General features: G+C 72.5%; 17 protein-coding genes. 8 read left to right on the top strand and 9 right to left on the bottom strand.

All coding sequences use genetic code 11. The features are described from left to right. From J3A75_RS09120 to J3A75_RS09100, 5 genes are all read left to right on the top strand, one after another. Nucleotides 1-312 carry a hypothetical protein gene (locus J3A75_RS09120; RefSeq protein WP_043073268.1) on the top strand — a complete coding sequence of 104 codons (312 nt, stop codon included), beginning with the start codon at nt 1-3 and terminating at the stop codon, nt 310-312. Nucleotides 313-390: 78 nt separating this feature from the next. Next, nucleotides 391-1176, top strand: coding sequence for a class II glutamine amidotransferase (locus J3A75_RS09115; protein ID WP_012318036.1), 786 nt, complete (start codon nt 391-393; stop codon nt 1174-1176). 163 nt (nt 1177-1339) lie between these two features. Next, entirely contained in the window at nt 1340-2080 is a 741-nt protein-coding gene (locus J3A75_RS09110) for a NepR family anti-sigma factor (protein ID WP_012318035.1), read from the top strand. 126 nt (nt 2081-2206) lie between these two features. Next, a complete protein-coding gene (locus J3A75_RS09105; RefSeq protein WP_012318034.1) occupies nt 2207-2620 on the top strand; it encodes a DUF1236 domain-containing protein in 414 nt (137 codons plus the stop codon). A gap of 132 nt (nt 2621-2752) precedes the next feature. Beyond that, nucleotides 2753-3028 carry a hypothetical protein gene (locus tag J3A75_RS09100; protein WP_012318033.1) on the top strand — a complete coding sequence of 92 codons (276 nt, stop codon included), beginning with the start codon at nt 2753-2755 and terminating at the stop codon, nt 3026-3028. A 16-nt stretch (nt 3029-3044) separates the two neighbouring features. Here the strand turns inward: J3A75_RS09100 and mscL are convergent, their stop codons facing one another. From mscL to J3A75_RS09080, 4 genes are all read right to left on the bottom strand, one after another. Continuing rightward, nucleotides 3045-3464 (bottom strand): large conductance mechanosensitive channel protein MscL, encoded by a 420-nt coding sequence (gene mscL / locus J3A75_RS09095; protein WP_024830829.1) that lies wholly within the window; start codon nt 3462-3464, stop codon nt 3045-3047. Nucleotides 3465-3524: 60 nt separating this feature from the next. Next, nucleotides 3525-4409 (bottom strand): CDP-alcohol phosphatidyltransferase family protein, encoded by an 885-nt coding sequence (locus J3A75_RS09090; protein WP_059408720.1) that lies wholly within the window; start codon nt 4407-4409, stop codon nt 3525-3527. A 7-nt stretch (nt 4410-4416) separates the two neighbouring features. Then, nucleotides 4417-5127: a phosphatidylserine decarboxylase gene (locus J3A75_RS09085; RefSeq protein WP_012318030.1), complete on the bottom strand. Its 711-nt coding sequence runs from the start codon at nt 5125-5127 to the stop codon at nt 4417-4419. 1054 nt (nt 5128-6181) lie between these two features. Continuing rightward, nucleotides 6182-7561, bottom strand: coding sequence for an RsmB/NOP family class I SAM-dependent RNA methyltransferase (locus tag J3A75_RS09080; RefSeq protein WP_209650029.1), 1380 nt, complete (start codon nt 7559-7561; stop codon nt 6182-6184). Nucleotides 7562-7617: 56 nt separating this feature from the next. On the opposite strand from J3A75_RS09080, the gene J3A75_RS09075 reads away from it, so the two are divergent. After that, a complete protein-coding gene (locus tag J3A75_RS09075; RefSeq protein ID WP_245364346.1) occupies nt 7618-7866 on the top strand; it encodes a DUF1674 domain-containing protein in 249 nt (82 codons plus the stop codon). A gap of 19 nt (nt 7867-7885) precedes the next feature. Here J3A75_RS09075 and J3A75_RS09070 read toward each other — a convergent pair whose 3' ends face one another. After that, complete coding sequence (locus tag J3A75_RS09070) at nt 7886-8896, bottom strand: 2-keto-3-deoxygluconate permease (protein WP_024830833.1); 1011 nt, start codon at nt 8894-8896, stop codon at nt 7886-7888. 239 nt (nt 8897-9135) lie between these two features. On the opposite strand from J3A75_RS09070, the gene J3A75_RS09065 reads away from it, so the two are divergent. Beyond that, nucleotides 9136-9444 carry a cupin domain-containing protein gene (locus tag J3A75_RS09065; RefSeq protein ID WP_012318026.1) on the top strand — a complete coding sequence of 103 codons (309 nt, stop codon included), beginning with the start codon at nt 9136-9138 and terminating at the stop codon, nt 9442-9444. A 12-nt stretch (nt 9445-9456) separates the two neighbouring features. Here J3A75_RS09065 and J3A75_RS09060 read toward each other — a convergent pair whose 3' ends face one another. Together J3A75_RS09060 and bluB are read right to left on the bottom strand one after the other, a co-directional pair. Continuing rightward, nucleotides 9457-9966, bottom strand: a complete 510-nt coding sequence (locus J3A75_RS09060; protein WP_012318025.1) for a L,D-transpeptidase — start codon at nt 9964-9966, stop codon at nt 9457-9459. A 206-nt stretch (nt 9967-10172) separates the two neighbouring features. Continuing rightward, the gene (bluB, locus tag J3A75_RS09055) at nt 10173-10811 is read right to left on the bottom strand and encodes a 5,6-dimethylbenzimidazole synthase (RefSeq protein WP_024830835.1); all 639 of its coding nucleotides are present in this window, start codon (nt 10809-10811) and stop codon (nt 10173-10175) included. 357 nt (nt 10812-11168) lie between these two features. Here bluB and J3A75_RS09050 point away from each other — a divergent pair, with 357 nt between their 5' ends. Further along, nucleotides 11169-11543, top strand: a complete 375-nt coding sequence (locus J3A75_RS09050; protein ID WP_012318023.1) for a DUF2794 domain-containing protein — start codon at nt 11169-11171, stop codon at nt 11541-11543. Between the two features lie 63 nt (nt 11544-11606). Here J3A75_RS09050 and J3A75_RS09045 read toward each other — a convergent pair whose 3' ends face one another. After that, complete coding sequence (locus J3A75_RS09045) at nt 11607-12500, bottom strand: dihydrodipicolinate synthase family protein (RefSeq protein WP_058608276.1); 894 nt, start codon at nt 12498-12500, stop codon at nt 11607-11609. Nucleotides 12501-12595: 95 nt separating this feature from the next. After that, complete coding sequence (locus tag J3A75_RS09040; protein ID WP_012318021.1) at nt 12596-13366, bottom strand: Bax inhibitor-1/YccA family protein; 771 nt, start codon at nt 13364-13366, stop codon at nt 12596-12598. Nucleotides 13367-13575 lie beyond the last annotated feature (209 nt).

The following is a 13575-nucleotide window of genomic DNA, read 5'->3' as shown; positions in this document are numbered from 1 at the left end:
ATGCGGAACCCCCTCGCGACCCTGAGCGCCGACGAGCGCGCCCTGCTCCGGAAGCGCCTGCGCACGCCCGTCCTCACCTTCCTGGCGCTGCTGGCCCTTCTCGCCGTCAACGTCACCCTCGGCGCCACCCTCCCCTTCGCGCAGGTCTGGATCGTCGAGCTCGCCGTCGTCGCCGTGATGGTGGCGCTGATCCTCCTCGTCTCCATGGAGGTGATCCACGAGCCGCCGCTGATCCGGCTGTTCTCGGGACTCGGCTTCTTCTGGGTCGCCATCATGGTCGGCATGACGCTGACCGACTATCTCGCCCGCTGACCCGCGCGAAAGCCGTTGTCGGGGCGGCCGAACGCTCCTAAACGTCGCCGCTTCCCCGCATGGCCCGGCTGCAAGACGATGTGCGAACTGCTCGGCATGAGCGCCAACGTGCCGACCGACATCCGCTTCTCCTTCGCGGGGCTCGCCCGGCGCGGCGGCGAGACCGGGCCCCACGCCGACGGCTGGGGCATCAGCTTCTACGACGGCCGCACCTGCCGCAGCTTCCACGAGCCGGAGCCGAGCGCCCGCTCGCAGCTCGCCCGGCTCCTGCGCGACATGCCGATCAAGAGCCGGATCGTCGTCGCCCATGTCCGCAAGGCCAATCGCGGCCGGGTCAGCCTGGAGAACACCCACCCGTTCTCCCGGGAATTGTGGGGCCGCCGCTGGACCTTCGCGCACAACGGCCAGCTCAAGGGCGTGAAGCGGCTGCCGCTGGGCGGCTTCATGCCGATCGGGTCCACCGACAGCGAGCACGCCTTCTGCTGGATGCTCGGCCGGCTCCAGGCCCGGTTCCGCGCCCTGCCCCGGCCCGAGACCCTCGACCGGGCGGTGGCCGACCTCGCGGGCGAGCTGCACGCGCTCGGCGTGTTCAACATGCTGCTCACCGACAGCCGCACCCTCTACGCCCATTGCGGCAAGCGCCTCTGCTATCTCACCCGCTGCGCGCCCTTCGGGAAGGCCACCCTGATCGACGAGGACTGGCAGGTGGATTTCGCCCAGGAGACCACCGAGCACGACGTGGTGACGGTCATCGCCACGCAGGCGCTGACCCGGGACGAGTGCTGGACCGATCTCGCCCGCGGCGACGTCCTGACCCTGCGCGACGGGGCGATCCGGCTGTTGAGACCGAGCAACTTAGCTTAAGTGTGTTTTGCCTGAGGGTGCATGCCCGCGCCCGATGCGCTAGAACTCCGGTAACAGGAGCGCATCGGCCGGACTTCCGCACCGGGTCGAGCCGGCAAGCGCCCCACCTCGACCCGCTCCGGACCACAGGTCGAGCCACGATGAGTTGACGAGCGCGATACGCATGACCCGCGACGACACCGACACCGTCCTGTCCCAGGAGGACGGGACTCGGGATGGCCGCCCGAACCTGGCGCCCGGCATCCGCACGCATCTCGGTGAGCACCTGCGCACGGTCTACGAGCGGATCGGCGAGGAGACGATGCCGTCCCGCTTCGCCGAGTTGATCGAGAAGCTCGAGGCGGCCCTGCGTGCCCGCGGCGAGGCGATCGAGCCGGAATTCCGCAACGGTCTGCTCGCGGCCGTGCCGTCGCTGCGCGCCTTCGCGCTGTCGCTGACCTCGAACCCGGCCCGCTCGGACGACCTCGTGCAGGACACCCTGCTGAAGGGCTGGCAGCACCGCGCGCGCTTCCAGCCGGGCACCAACCTGAACGCGTGGCTGTTCACGATCCTGCGCAACATCTTCTACTCGGACCATCGCAAGCGGGTCCGCGAGGTCGAGGATCAGGACGGATCCTACGCGGCCCGGCTCGCCACCGCCCCGCACCAGGGCGACCGGCTCGACGTCGAGGACCTGCAATCGGCGCTCGCGAAGCTGCCGCCGGACCAGCGCGAGGCGCTGGTGCTGGTCGGTGCCGAGGGCGTCTCCTACGAGGAGGCCGCGACCATCATGGGCTGCAAGGTCGGCACCGTGAAGAGCCGCGTCAGCCGCGCCCGCGGCCGACTCGCCGAGCTCCTGGGCTACGACGAGGAGGACCTCGGCTCCGACCGGTTCATCCAGTCGGCGATGCCGAAGGACGCGTAGGCGCCCGGCCCGAACCGGGCCGGAAGTCCACAAAAAAAGATGCATCCGATTCCGGGGATCGGGCGTTACCGGCCCGAGCTTCGCTGCGCCAGCGCGGCGAGACACCACGGAACGGAGATGCATCGCATGACCTTCAAGACCCTCATCGCCGCCTCGGCCCTCGCCCTCTCGCTGCCGCTGGCGGCCCAGGCCCAGGGCACCATCCCGGGCGCCGAGCGCGGCGCGGCGGCCGGTGCCGATGCGGCCGGCCCGATCGGCGGCATCGTCGGCGGCGCGGTCGGTGCGGCCACCGGCACGGTGGGCGGCATCCTCGGCGTCGACATGGCCCCGCGCTTCCGCAGCTACGTCCGCGAGCGCAACGTCCGCTCCTACGACTACGACGGTCGCGTCGCCGTCGGCACCACCCTGCCGGCCTCGGGCGTGACCTACTACGACGTGCCGAGCGAGTACCGCGTGCAGCCGGGCTACCGCTACACCGTGGTGAACGACCGCCCGGTGCTGGTCGACCGCGGCCACCGCATCGTCGAGGTCATCGACTGAGACCCTGGGCCGGTCTCGCACCGGCCCTAACGCCCCCGGAGCCCGGCTCCGGGGGCATTCCCGCAGCCGCGGCCGCCGGCGCAACGCTTCATCCGTCCGGCCGTTGATGACGGTTCGACCCGTGAGGCGACCATGAGCGACACTCCCACCGATCCGAAATCCACCCTGCCGGAACCGGTGCGCGACCATCTCGGCCAGCAGCTGCGCAGCGTCCTGCCGGTCGGGTCCGACAAGCCGCGCTTCCTCGGCGACGACCCGGTGCCGGACGAGTTCGAGCCCCAGATCCGCCGGCTCGAGACCCGCCTCAAGACCCACGAGGAGGGCACCGGCGCCGTCGGTCAGGCCCTCGACCAGATCCTCGACGCCTTCGGGGTGAAGCCGCGGGACGACGACACGCGCGCGGACTGAGCCGTCGACCGAGCCGTCAGACGCGCGGCTTCGTCGCCAGGATGTCGCGGATCTCGGAGAGGAGCTTCACGTCGGCCGGCACCTCGTCGGGCTTCTTGGTCTCGGCAAGCTGGAGACGGTTCATCGCCCGGATGACGAGGAACAGCACGAAGGCGACGATCGCGAAGTTCAGCGTCAGGGTCAGGAACTGGCCGTAACCGATGACGGCGCCCTGCTTCTTCGCGTCCACGTAGGGCAGGCCGGCCTGCACCTTCGACGACAGCGGGATGTAGTAGTTCGAGAAATCGAGCCCGCCCGTGATCGCGCCGATCACCGGCATGAAGATGTCCTGGACCGCCGAATTGACGATGGCCCCGAAGGCCGCGCCGATGATCACGCCGACCGCGAGATCGACCACATTCCCGCGCAGCGCGAACTTCTTGAATTCCTCGAGCATCGCCGAATCCCCCTCGCCGAACGCCGCCAAGGTAGGGGATCATCCCGCGACGGCCAGTGCCTAGTCCGGCTTCACCGCCGCGGCCCGCGCCTCCGCGGCGCTCTCGGGCTGCGCCTCGGCGCCGGCGGCCGACCGTTCCCCGGCCGGGGCGGCCAGCTCCGCCTTGAGCCGGCGGCGGTACTGGGCGGCGACCACCGGGATGGTCAGCAGGTAGCCGCCGCTCACCGCCACCAGCGCCTCGAACGGGTAGCTGATCAGGATGCCGAAGGCCGCGACGCCGAACAGGAAGATCGGCAGGACGAGGCTGCGCGGCACCCGCTTGCCCATGGTCTTGCCCGAGTAGGTCGGGACCGTGGAGACGACCAGCAGGGCGATGCACAGCACGTAGATCAGGACCGCCGGCGCCGCCCAGGTCTCGATGCCGAAGCCCAGGAAGTGCAGGTAGAGCGGCAGCATCGCGGTGAGCGCCCCCGCCGGGGCCGGCATGCCGACGAAGAAGTCCTTCTTCCATTCCGGCCGGTTCGGGTCGTCCAGCATCGCGTTGAAGCGGGCGAGGCGCAGCGCCATGGCGATGGCGAAGATCAGCGCCACGATCCAGCCCACCGACTTCAGGTGGAACAGCACGAAGCCGTAGAGGATGAGCGCCGGGGCGCAGCCGAAATTGACGAAGTCGGCGAGCGAGTCGAGCTCCGCGCCGAAGCGCGACGTCCCCTTGAGCAGCCGCGCCACCCGCCCGTCGATCCCGTCCAGCACGCCGGCCACCACCACGGCGATGACGGCGGGCTCGAACTTGCCCTCGAAGGCCAGCCGGATCGCCGTCAGCCCGAGGCAGAGCGCCATCAGGGTGATCATGTTGGGCGCGATCATCCGGAACGGCACCGGCTTGAACCGGCGCGGCCGCGGCTCGTTCGGGTCGGGCGCGAAGGGCGGGAAGAGATCGTCCATGGCCGCCTCAGATCCGCTTGAACAGCCGCTCCGGGCCGCCGCCGAGATCGGCCAGCACCGTCTCGCCGGCCACCGCCTTCTGGCCGAGGCCGACCAGCACGGTCGAGCCGGCCGGCAGATAGACGTCCACCCGCGAGCCGAAGCGGATCAGGCCGAACCGCTCGCCGACGCCGAGCACGTCGCCCGCCGAGACGAAGCCGACGATGCGCCGGGCCACGAGGCCGGCGATCTGCACCACGCCGACCCGCTTCGGCTGGCCCGCATGGGTCGTCTCGATGACCATGCCGTTGCGCTCGTTGTCGTCGCTGGCCTTGTCGAGCTCGGCGTTCAGGAACAGGCCCGGCGTGTAGTGGATCTGGCCGATCCGGCCGGCCACCGGCACACGGTTCACGTGGCAGTCGAACACGTTCATGAACACCGAGACCCGCAGGGTCGGCACCTGCGGCAGGTCGAGCTCGGGCGGCGGCAGCACGGTGGCGATGAGGTTCACGCGGCCGTCGGCGGGCGAGATCACGAGCCCGTCGGCCACCGGGGTGACGCGCTCCGGATCGCGGAAGAAGTAGCAGACCCAGAGGGTCAGGATCAGGAAGATCCAGCCGAAGAACTGGGAGAAGTAGCCCGCCAGCACCGTCAGCACGATGCCGATCAGGATGAAGGGGTAGCCCTCCTTGTGGATCGGCACGAGCGTCCGGCGGATCGTCTCGATCAGGTCGGTCATGGGGTCAATGGACTCGAGAGGGGCGCGGGCGGGGACGACAAGCGGGCGGACGTGTCGGACCGGCGGATGGCAGTCCGCCGGGCCGCCGTCAACTTTCCAGGGGTCGCGGGACGGCGCGGGCCGCCGCGCCCGCTGCCGCCGGGTGCCGCTCAGGCGCCGATTCGGCGGCGAGAACCCGCCGGCTTGCGGACGCGCGTGATCGTCCCCGCGCGCGCCTGGGCGCCGGGGGCATGGCCCGGGAGACCGCACGAGGGACGCGGGACGCCGCGGGAACCCAGGTGTCGGCCAAGTACGCGCGGGATCCGATCCCCGCGGCGCCCCGCGGCACCGGCCGGGCCTCTCCCCCGGCCGCTGCCGTCTTTCTCGTCGCGGCGTCTCCGACGTCCCGGTCCTGCGACTCCCCGTTAGCGGTCTCGGGCGAGGTGCGCGCACGCCGTGCCCGCAACCCCCGGAACCCGCATCGGCGCCGTGGCCTTCCAGCCGTCCCCCGCCTCGTCGTGGGCGGGTCCGCAGGTCGCTCAGGGTCGGCCCAGAGGCGGGTCGGCGCGGGGGCATTTCCTCCCCCGCCGGGCAGAGTGCCGCCCGGTCTCACGCCCGCGTCCGAGGCACGCCCCGCACCGGTCCGCCGCCCGGGGCGATGGCGGCTGAGAGCCACCGACGCGGGCGCCGCCCCGTCCCCGGACCCGACCGGTCAGCCACCGGGCAGGCCCCCGAAGGACGCCCCGGGATCGCTCCCGAAACGCCGCGGACAGGTGCGGTCAGGAAGCACAAAATAGGAACATTGTCAAGGCTCGGGGCGCAGTTGGACGTGTCGACGCGCGAGAGTCAGGCGCGGGTCCCCTCTCCCGTGCGGGAGAGGGACAGGGTGAGGGATCAGGTCTGTCCGGACGTGGCTCGACGCGGACGCGCGGTGATGGTCCGCCCGATCCGGAAACGTCTTGTCCCTCACCCCAGCCCTCTCCCGCACGGGAGAGGGGGCACGGTGCGGGTCTGGGTTCCGGGCTCGGGTGCGACCCCCGGTCCGCCCCCAGAGAAACCCGGCGCGCGCGCCCGGTCAGTCCGCCCGCCGGAGGCGGCTCGCGAAGAAGCCGTCGAGGCCGCCGCGGGCGCCGGGGATCTCCGGCAGGTGGCACGGCAGGGTCCGCAGGTCGCCGTGGTCGTCGATCAGCGCCGCGGCGCCGCCGACCTCGTCGGGCCGGACCGGGACGCGCGCGTAGCGGGGCTCGCGGGCCAGGAAGGCCGCCACCTGCGCCTCGCCCTCCTCCGGCTCCAGCGAGCAGGTGCAGTAGACGAGGAGGCCGCCCGGCCGCACCAGCGCGGCCGCGTGGTCGAGGAGCCTGGCCTGGAGCGCGGCGAGCCGGCCGATATCGGCTTCCGCCTTCGTCCAGGCGACGTCGGGATGGCGCCGGATCGTCCCGGTGGCCGAGCACGGCGCGTCGAGCAGCACCGCGTCGTGGTCCTGCGGCTCCAGGGCGAGGGCGTCGGCGACCACGACGTCGACGGCGAAGCCGAGCCGCGCGACGTTCTCGCGCAGGCGCTCCAGCCGCGGCGCGGACCGGTCGACCGCGGTGACCCGGGCGCCGGTGGCGGCGAGCTGCAGGGTCTTGCCACCGGGCGCCGCGCAGAGGTCGAGGACGCGGGTGCCTTCCCGGGGGCCCAGGAGGCGGGCCGGCAGCGCCGCGGCGGCGTCCTGGACCCACCACGCCCCCTCCTGGAAGCCCGGCAGGTCGGGGATGGCCGGGCCGTTCTCCGGCAGGCGCAGGGAGCCGGTCGGCAGGGTCGCGGCGCCGAGCCGCGCGGCCCAGTCGCCGGCGTCGCCCCGCGGGGTCAGGTCGATGGCGGCCCCCGCGAGATGGGCGCGGGCGATCGCGGCCGCGCGCTCGGGCCCGTAGGCCGCGACCCATCGGCGGGCGAGCCAGTCCGGGGTGTTGACCGCCAGGGCGTCGGCGTCCGCGGCCAGGATCGCGTCCCGCTCGCGGGCGACCCGGCGCAGGACGGCGTTGACGAGCCCGGCGAGATGGGCCGTGCGGGTATCCGCCTTGGCGAGCCGCACGGCGAGGTCGACGGCGGCGTGGTCGGGGACCGCGAGGTCGAGGATCTGGGCGGTCGCGGTGGCGAGCAGGGCCGTGAGCTGCGGCTTGGCCGCGGGGAGCCCGCGCTCGAGCCGCGCGGCCAGGGCTGCCCGGATCAGCCCGTAGCGGCGGAAGGTCGCCACCGCGATGGCCCGCGCCAGCCCGGCATCGGCCGGCGCCAGCGCCTCGGCGCGGATCGCCTGGGCGAGGGCGTCGTCGAGGGCGGGGGGGCGCTCCTGGCCGATCAGGGACGCGACCGCCTGCATCGCCGCGCGGCGCGCAGCCAGTCCCGCGATGTCCGGACCGGTTCCGCCCGGTGCCGCTGCGTTCCGCGTGTTGCGGCCTGTGTCCCGCGATGCCACTTCTGCTCCAGATCCGACGTCTTCCGGACCCACGCCCTCACACCCGAGCGAGCGCGATGCAAGAGCCGACCGCACGAGACCCGCACCGACAGAACCCGACCGAGGAGGCCGGAGACGGCGCCGCGCCGCCCCGTATCCTCAGCCCGGCGGCCCAGCGCGCCCTGGCCGAGGCCGCCGAGCGCCGCGCGGCGATCGACGCCCGGGCCGCCGAGATCGGCGCCAAGCCCGAGCGCCAGGGGCGCGGCGGCCTGGAGCCGGTCCGCTACGACGACTGGGAGGTGAAGGGCCTCGCGGTCGACTTCTGAGGGACCTGTCGCGGGATGCCTACTCGGCCGGGACCGCCAGCGGCGCGCCGGCCTCGTCCTCGGCCCGGGCCTCCGCGACGCCCGCCCCGAACCGCCGGTACCAGAGCCCGGTCAGGATCGGCACGAGGATCGAGGTGACGATGATGCAGATCGTCACCAGCACGGTGGCAGTCTGCGCCGACGGGGCGAATTGCGGGGCGACGGCGGCGATCGCCAGCGGGTTGGCGGCGGCGGCCCCGGCCGTCGAGGAGGCCGCCAGCCCCGCCGTGCCGGTCCCGCCCCCGATCGCTCGGTCGGCCAGGATCAGCGGGATGCCGGTCAGGACGATCACCGCCAGCGCCAGCACGATGCCGAGCCCCGCGAGCGGCGAGAGCAGGTTGTTGAGGTCGACCGTGTTCCCGAGCGCGAAGGCGAAGAACGGGATCATCAGCTGGCCGCCCGGGGCGAACAGGGCGCGGAGCTTCGGGTCGAGGTTGCCGAGGGCGAAGCCGACGAGGAAGGGCAGCACCGCGCCCACGAAGATCTGCGGCTCGAAATGCGCCGCCCCGGAGGCCCCCAGGATGATCATGCTCATCAGCGGGCCGGACTCGATCGAGGTCAGGATGAAGGCGCCGGCCTCCTCGCGGCTGCCGTAGGTCTGCATCAGCGAGGCGTAGAGGCCGCCATTGGTCATATCCATCGCGCAGACGATCGCCAGGATCGACAGGCCGGCGAAGAAGCCGGTCCGGATCCCCTCGGGCGGGATGAACAGCCCGGCCACCAGCACGATCGCCCAGGCAGCCACGAGCTTGGTCGCCACCAGCGTGCCGGACTTGCGCAGCACCGTGCCGGTCGCCTTGAGGCTGACCGAGGCGCCCATGCAGAAGAACCAGACCGCCAGGATCGGGATCACGCCGGTCATGATCCCCTGCGTGAAGCCCTTGAAATAGGCCGGGGCGCCCGGCGCGAAGGTCTTGCACAGGGCTCCGAGCAGGAGCGGCACCAGCATCAGGCCGCCGGGAATCCTGTCGATCGCCGCCTTGATCTGCATGGCGCGTCCCTCCCGATCCGGGTCGTCCGCCGACGCGCCGGACCCGGGCGGGCCCGCGGGCGCCGTGCCGGCCCGCGCCTCTGTCGGGCGCCTCTCGGACCGGTGCGTCATCCTGTCGGGGCGCGGCGCGGGCCGTCAAGCGGCGCCCCGGCGCGGGGCTTGCCGAACGTGTCGCGCTGTCGGGCGCGGAACGTCGGGCGCCGGGCCCCGTTGGGCAGGTTCACCCGAGGGAGGACAAGATGGCGACGACAGTATCGGCCCGAAGCGCGGTCGCGGGACCGCACGGCGAGATCCCCCTCGCCCGCGGCGAGCGGCTCGGCATGCGCATGTGGCGGGCCGAGGAGCCGAACGCCGACAAGCCGATGACCACCTCGGCGCACGAGACGGTCGGCTACGTCGTTAGCGGCCGGGCCGAGCTCGTGCTGGAGGGCGAGACCGTGGCGCTCGCGCCGGGCGACTCCTACTGCGTGCCGGCCGGCGCCGCGCACACCTACCGGATCCTGGAGACCTTCACGGCCGTCGAGGCGACCGCTCCGCCGGCCGCGTGAGGCCCGCCCGCCTCAGTGGGTCATGTAGACCTGCGTGCCGACATCGACCCGCGCGTAGAGGTCGACCACGTCCTGGTTGTACATCCGGATGCAGCCGTAGGACGCGTAGGTGCCCACCGAGCTCGGCCGGTTGGTGCCGTGGATCGCGTACTCGCCGCCCGCGAGCGTCATCGCCGCCGCCCCCATGGGATTGTGCGGCGAGCCGCCCGCGATGAGGTTCGGCAGGCGCGGGTTGTCGCGCTTCACCTCCGCGGGGGGTGACCAGGCGGGGGCGACGTACTTGCCGTCGATCGGCTTGATGCCGAACCACTGCTTGCCGGGACGGCCCACCGCCACGGGATAGCGGATCGCCGTGCCGTCGCCGTTCACCAAGTAGAGCTTGCGCTGCGACACGCTGATCACCACCGAGCCCGGCGCGACGCCGTTCGCGAAGGGGACGATCTCGCGCGCCTGCGCAGCCTGGAAACAACCGGCCAGCATCGCGCCGGCCAAACCGAATAGAGCCGCCACCCGACCCGACATCACCGCGATCCTCGCAAAGCTAGACTTGACGCGGGCAAGTAATCCCCGGCCGAGCTTACCGTTCCGAGAAAAGCTATGGTTGATGCGGCGTCATACTGCGGATCCGCGGGCCACGGTAAAAGAGCAACCACGATCCAGGGTGTACGGGCGGTTGCCGGCCGGCCGGGCCGCCGCCCTGCGGGGGCCGGAGCGCGCCCGAGCGCGTCTCAGCGCTCGTGGAGCTCGCTGCCGCGCCGGTCCTCCGGCTGCCAGCCGTGGCGCTCCAGCTCCGGGTCGAGATGCTCCTCCACCGGGTACCCGACGCAGAGATAGGCCACGAGCCGCCACGTCTCCGGCACGGCCAGGATCCCCGTGACCGCCTCCGGCTCCAGGATCGAGACCCAGCCGACGCCGAGGCCGCGGGCCCGGGCGGCGAGCCAGAAGCACTGCACCGCCCCCACCACCGAGTAGGCCAGGGTCTCGGGCATGCTGGCCCGGCCGAGGCCGAGGCCGGTCTCGGTGGCCGCGTCGCAGAAGGCGGCCAGGTGGACCGGCGCCTCCCGCAGGCCGGCGAGCTTCAGCCCGCGGTACTGCGCGGCCCGGTCCGCCGCGTAGCCGGCGGCCGCGGCGGCGTTGCAGCCGGCGAAGTTCTCCGCGACCGCCCGGCGCCGTCCCGGATCCGCGACGCGCACGAAGCGCCAGGGCCGGCTGTTGCCGACCGAGGGGGCGTGGTGGGCCGCCGCGAGGCAGGCGCGCAGGGCGGCCTCGTCGACCGGATCCGTCCGGAAGCGGCGCACGTCGCGGCGCCACGCGAACAGCGCGTCGAGGTCGTGCAGGAAGGCGGCGTCGAAGGCGGGCGGGCCCATGGTGCGGCTGGCATAGCCGCAACTCCGGCCCGACGGGAAACAGAAAAAAGGCCGCCCGAGGGGCGGCCTGAAGTCTTGGGTCTCGAAACCTCGGAGTGCCGGATCCTGGGATCCCGAGCGGCGACCGATGGCTGGGGAGCTGGGTGTCGGTCGCCGACCGGGCAGAACCCGGCGAGGTTCGATGCCTGTTGTCGCGCTGCAACGCGGCCTGCAAAAGGCGTGAATCGGGCCAAACCGTGTTTTTTGTCGCTTGGGCGTGTCTCGCGGGACACGTCTGCCGCCGCCCCGGCCGCGACCCTTGCGGGCCGCGGCGGCGAGGCCCATCATCCGGCAAAGCATCGATGCACGGGAGCCGTGATGACCGAGAGGACGAGCGCCGGGTCGAGGCCCGACGAAGCGGCGGGCCATGTCATTCCCTTCCCCGCCCGCGCGGCCCCTCCGCAGATCGCCTTCAACCGGGACGAGCTCCGCACGATCTTCAATCTCTACGGCCGGCAGGTCGCCGCGGGCGAGTGGCGCGACTACGCCCTCGATTTCCGCCGCGACAAGGCGGTGTTCTCGATCTACCGCCGCTCCTCCGAGATGCCGCTGTACCGGATCGAGAAGGATCCCCGGCTCGCCCGTCGCCAGGGGGCCTACGCGGTCGTCGCCGCGAGCGGCCAGATCCTGAAGCGCGGCACCGAACTCGCCCGGGTGCTCGCCGTGCTGGAGCCGGCGCCGACGGCGGTCTGACCGCGCGCGCAGGCAGGCTCCGGGTGACGCGCGGGCCCGGAACGTCCGGCGCGACGCGGCCGCTCAGGCCAGGGACAGGCTCCGGACCGTCGCGGCGATCTCGGCCACCGCCTCCGGCGCGAGGGGCCGGATCGGCCGCGGCGGCTCGGCGCGGCACAGGCCCATGAGATCGGCCAGGGCGTAGACCACCCGCAGGCTCGAATGCGTCCGGAACAGCGTCCAGAGGGGCTCCAGCTCCGCGTTGAGGGCGCGGGCCCGCTCCGCCTCGCCCGCCGCGACGGCCCGGACGATCGCCAAGCAGGTCCGGGGGAACAGCCCGCCCGCCACGCTGAACCACGCCGCGCCGCCGGCGATCAGCGCCTCGGTCACGTTCCAGTCGCCGCTGAAGCCGACGGGGAACCCCGCCGGGACGGCCTGCCGCAGGGCCGCGACGCCGGACGCGGCCTGCGCCGGCTCCGGCGCCGCGCACTTGGCGGCCACGATCCCGGGGCGGCGGGCGATCCGGCCGATCAGCGCCGGCGTGAAGCGGAAATGCGTGGTCGCGGGGTTGTCGTAGAGGACGAGGGGCAGGCCGCCCGCCTCCGCCACGGCGGCGAAATGCGCCTCGACCTCGGCCTCGGTGAGCGGCGTGTAGGAGACGGGGGCGAGGAGCCCGGCATCCGCGCCGGCCGCCCGCGCGTCCTGCGCGAGGCGGACGGCCTCGTCGGTGCGCAGGGCGCCGATGCCGACGAGGAGCGGCACCCGTCCGCCCACGGTCTCGGCGGCGATCGTCACCGCCCGGCGCCGCTCCTCCCGGCTCAGATACGCGTAGGTCCCGGTGCTGCCGAGCAGGCCGATCGAGTCGACCCCGGCGGCCGCCAGGGGCTCCAGCAGCCGGCGCAGCGCGCCGGCGTCGACGCGGCCGTCGGCGTCGCTCGGGGTGATCGGGAAGGCGGAGAGTCCGGAGATCGCGGGCATGGCCCGAGCCTAGCGCGTCCGCGCGCGGGGGCCAGGCAAAAAGAGACCCCGGCGGTCGCCCGCCGGGGTCTCCACGTCTCGCCGTTCGGGCTGGCTCAGCGGCGGTCGCCGATCAGGCTCAGCAGGAACTGGAACATGTTGATGAAGTCGAGATAGAGCGTCAGGGCGCCGTTCACCGACATCTTGGCCGCCATCTCGCCGTCGAAGCCGCCGTAGAGATACATCTCCTTGAGCTTCTGGGTGTCGTAGGCGGTCAGCCCCGCGAAGATCAGCACGCCCAGCACCGAGATGGCGAACTGGAGGGCCGACGAGGCGAAGAAGATGTTCACCAGCGACGCGAGGATGATGCCGATCAGGCCCATCATCAGGAACGAGCCCATGCCGGAGAGGCTGCGCCGGGTGGTGTAGCCCCAGAGGCTGAGCGAGCCGAAGGCCGCCGCCGTGATGAAGAACACCTGCACCACGCTGCCCCCGGTGAACACCAGGAGAAGCGAGGACAGAGAGGCGCCCATCACCGCCGCGAAGGCCCAGAACATCGTCCGCGCGGAGGAAGCCGACATCCGGTCCATCCGCATGGAGAAGACGAAGATGAACGCCAGCGGGGCGAGCATCAGGACCCACTTCAGCGGGCTGAGGTAGAGGGTCTGACCGAACGGGGTCAGGATCGGGCGGGTGCCCTGGTAGGCCGCCACGGAGGCCATGTTCAGGCCGAGCGCGACGAGACCCGAGATGCCAAGCCCGACGACCATGTTGTTGTAGACGCCGAGCATGAAGGTGCGCAGGCCCTGGTCGACCTCGACCTGGGTGCCGGCGTAGCCGGTCGGCTGCTGGGCGCCGTACCGGAAGGGGCTGTTCTCGAATGCCATGGGAGTTTCCTTGCGGAGGCTCTCTCAGCGTGGTGTTCGGGCGAGGCCCACGCAGGACCTCTGGCGCCAGGCTGGCGCCTCGCTGTGGAATATGTTGCGCCCGCCGCCGCGACACAAGTCCCCGGCCACGGTTCCGGGACCGCTTTTCCGTGTCCGGTTGATGTATTTTTGTCCATCCGGGCCGGGATTAAAATGCATTCCGCTCCGTC

Source organism: Methylobacterium sp. PvP105 (assembly GCF_017876975.1).
Lineage (GTDB): Bacteria > Pseudomonadota > Alphaproteobacteria > Rhizobiales > Beijerinckiaceae > Methylobacterium > Methylobacterium radiotolerans.
Note: the sequence above shows the minus strand (reverse complement) of the source record. Positions and strands in the feature narration are given on the sequence as shown.

Coding starts and splice junctions, on each gene's coding strand:
- J3A75_RS09120 (WP_043073268.1), top strand. CDS start 1: ATGCGGAACCCCCTCGCGACCCTGAGCGCCGACGAGCGCGCCCTGCTC.
- J3A75_RS09115 (WP_012318036.1), top strand. CDS start 391: ATGTGCGAACTGCTCGGCATGAGCGCCAACGTGCCGACCGACATCCGC.
- J3A75_RS09110 (WP_012318035.1), top strand. CDS start 1,340: ATGACCCGCGACGACACCGACACCGTCCTGTCCCAGGAGGACGGGACT.
- J3A75_RS09105 (WP_012318034.1), top strand. CDS start 2,207: ATGACCTTCAAGACCCTCATCGCCGCCTCGGCCCTCGCCCTCTCGCTG.
- J3A75_RS09100 (WP_012318033.1), top strand. CDS start 2,753: ATGAGCGACACTCCCACCGATCCGAAATCCACCCTGCCGGAACCGGTG.
- mscL (WP_024830829.1), bottom strand. CDS start 3,464: ATGCTCGAGGAATTCAAGAAGTTCGCGCTGCGCGGGAATGTGGTCGAT.
- J3A75_RS09090 (WP_059408720.1), bottom strand. CDS start 4,409: ATGGACGATCTCTTCCCGCCCTTCGCGCCCGACCCGAACGAGCCGCGG.
- J3A75_RS09085 (WP_012318030.1), bottom strand. CDS start 5,127: ATGACCGACCTGATCGAGACGATCCGCCGGACGCTCGTGCCGATCCAC.
- J3A75_RS09075 (WP_245364346.1), top strand. CDS start 7,618: ATGCAAGAGCCGACCGCACGAGACCCGCACCGACAGAACCCGACCGAG.
- J3A75_RS09070 (WP_024830833.1), bottom strand. CDS start 8,896: ATGCAGATCAAGGCGGCGATCGACAGGATTCCCGGCGGCCTGATGCTG.
- J3A75_RS09065 (WP_012318026.1), top strand. CDS start 9,136: ATGGCGACGACAGTATCGGCCCGAAGCGCGGTCGCGGGACCGCACGGC.
- J3A75_RS09060 (WP_012318025.1), bottom strand. CDS start 9,966: ATGTCGGGTCGGGTGGCGGCTCTATTCGGTTTGGCCGGCGCGATGCTG.
- bluB (WP_024830835.1), bottom strand. CDS start 10,811: ATGGGCCCGCCCGCCTTCGACGCCGCCTTCCTGCACGACCTCGACGCG.
- J3A75_RS09050 (WP_012318023.1), top strand. CDS start 11,169: ATGACCGAGAGGACGAGCGCCGGGTCGAGGCCCGACGAAGCGGCGGGC.
- J3A75_RS09045 (WP_058608276.1), bottom strand. CDS start 12,500: ATGCCCGCGATCTCCGGACTCTCCGCCTTCCCGATCACCCCGAGCGAC.
- J3A75_RS09040 (WP_012318021.1), bottom strand. CDS start 13,366: ATGGCATTCGAGAACAGCCCCTTCCGGTACGGCGCCCAGCAGCCGACC.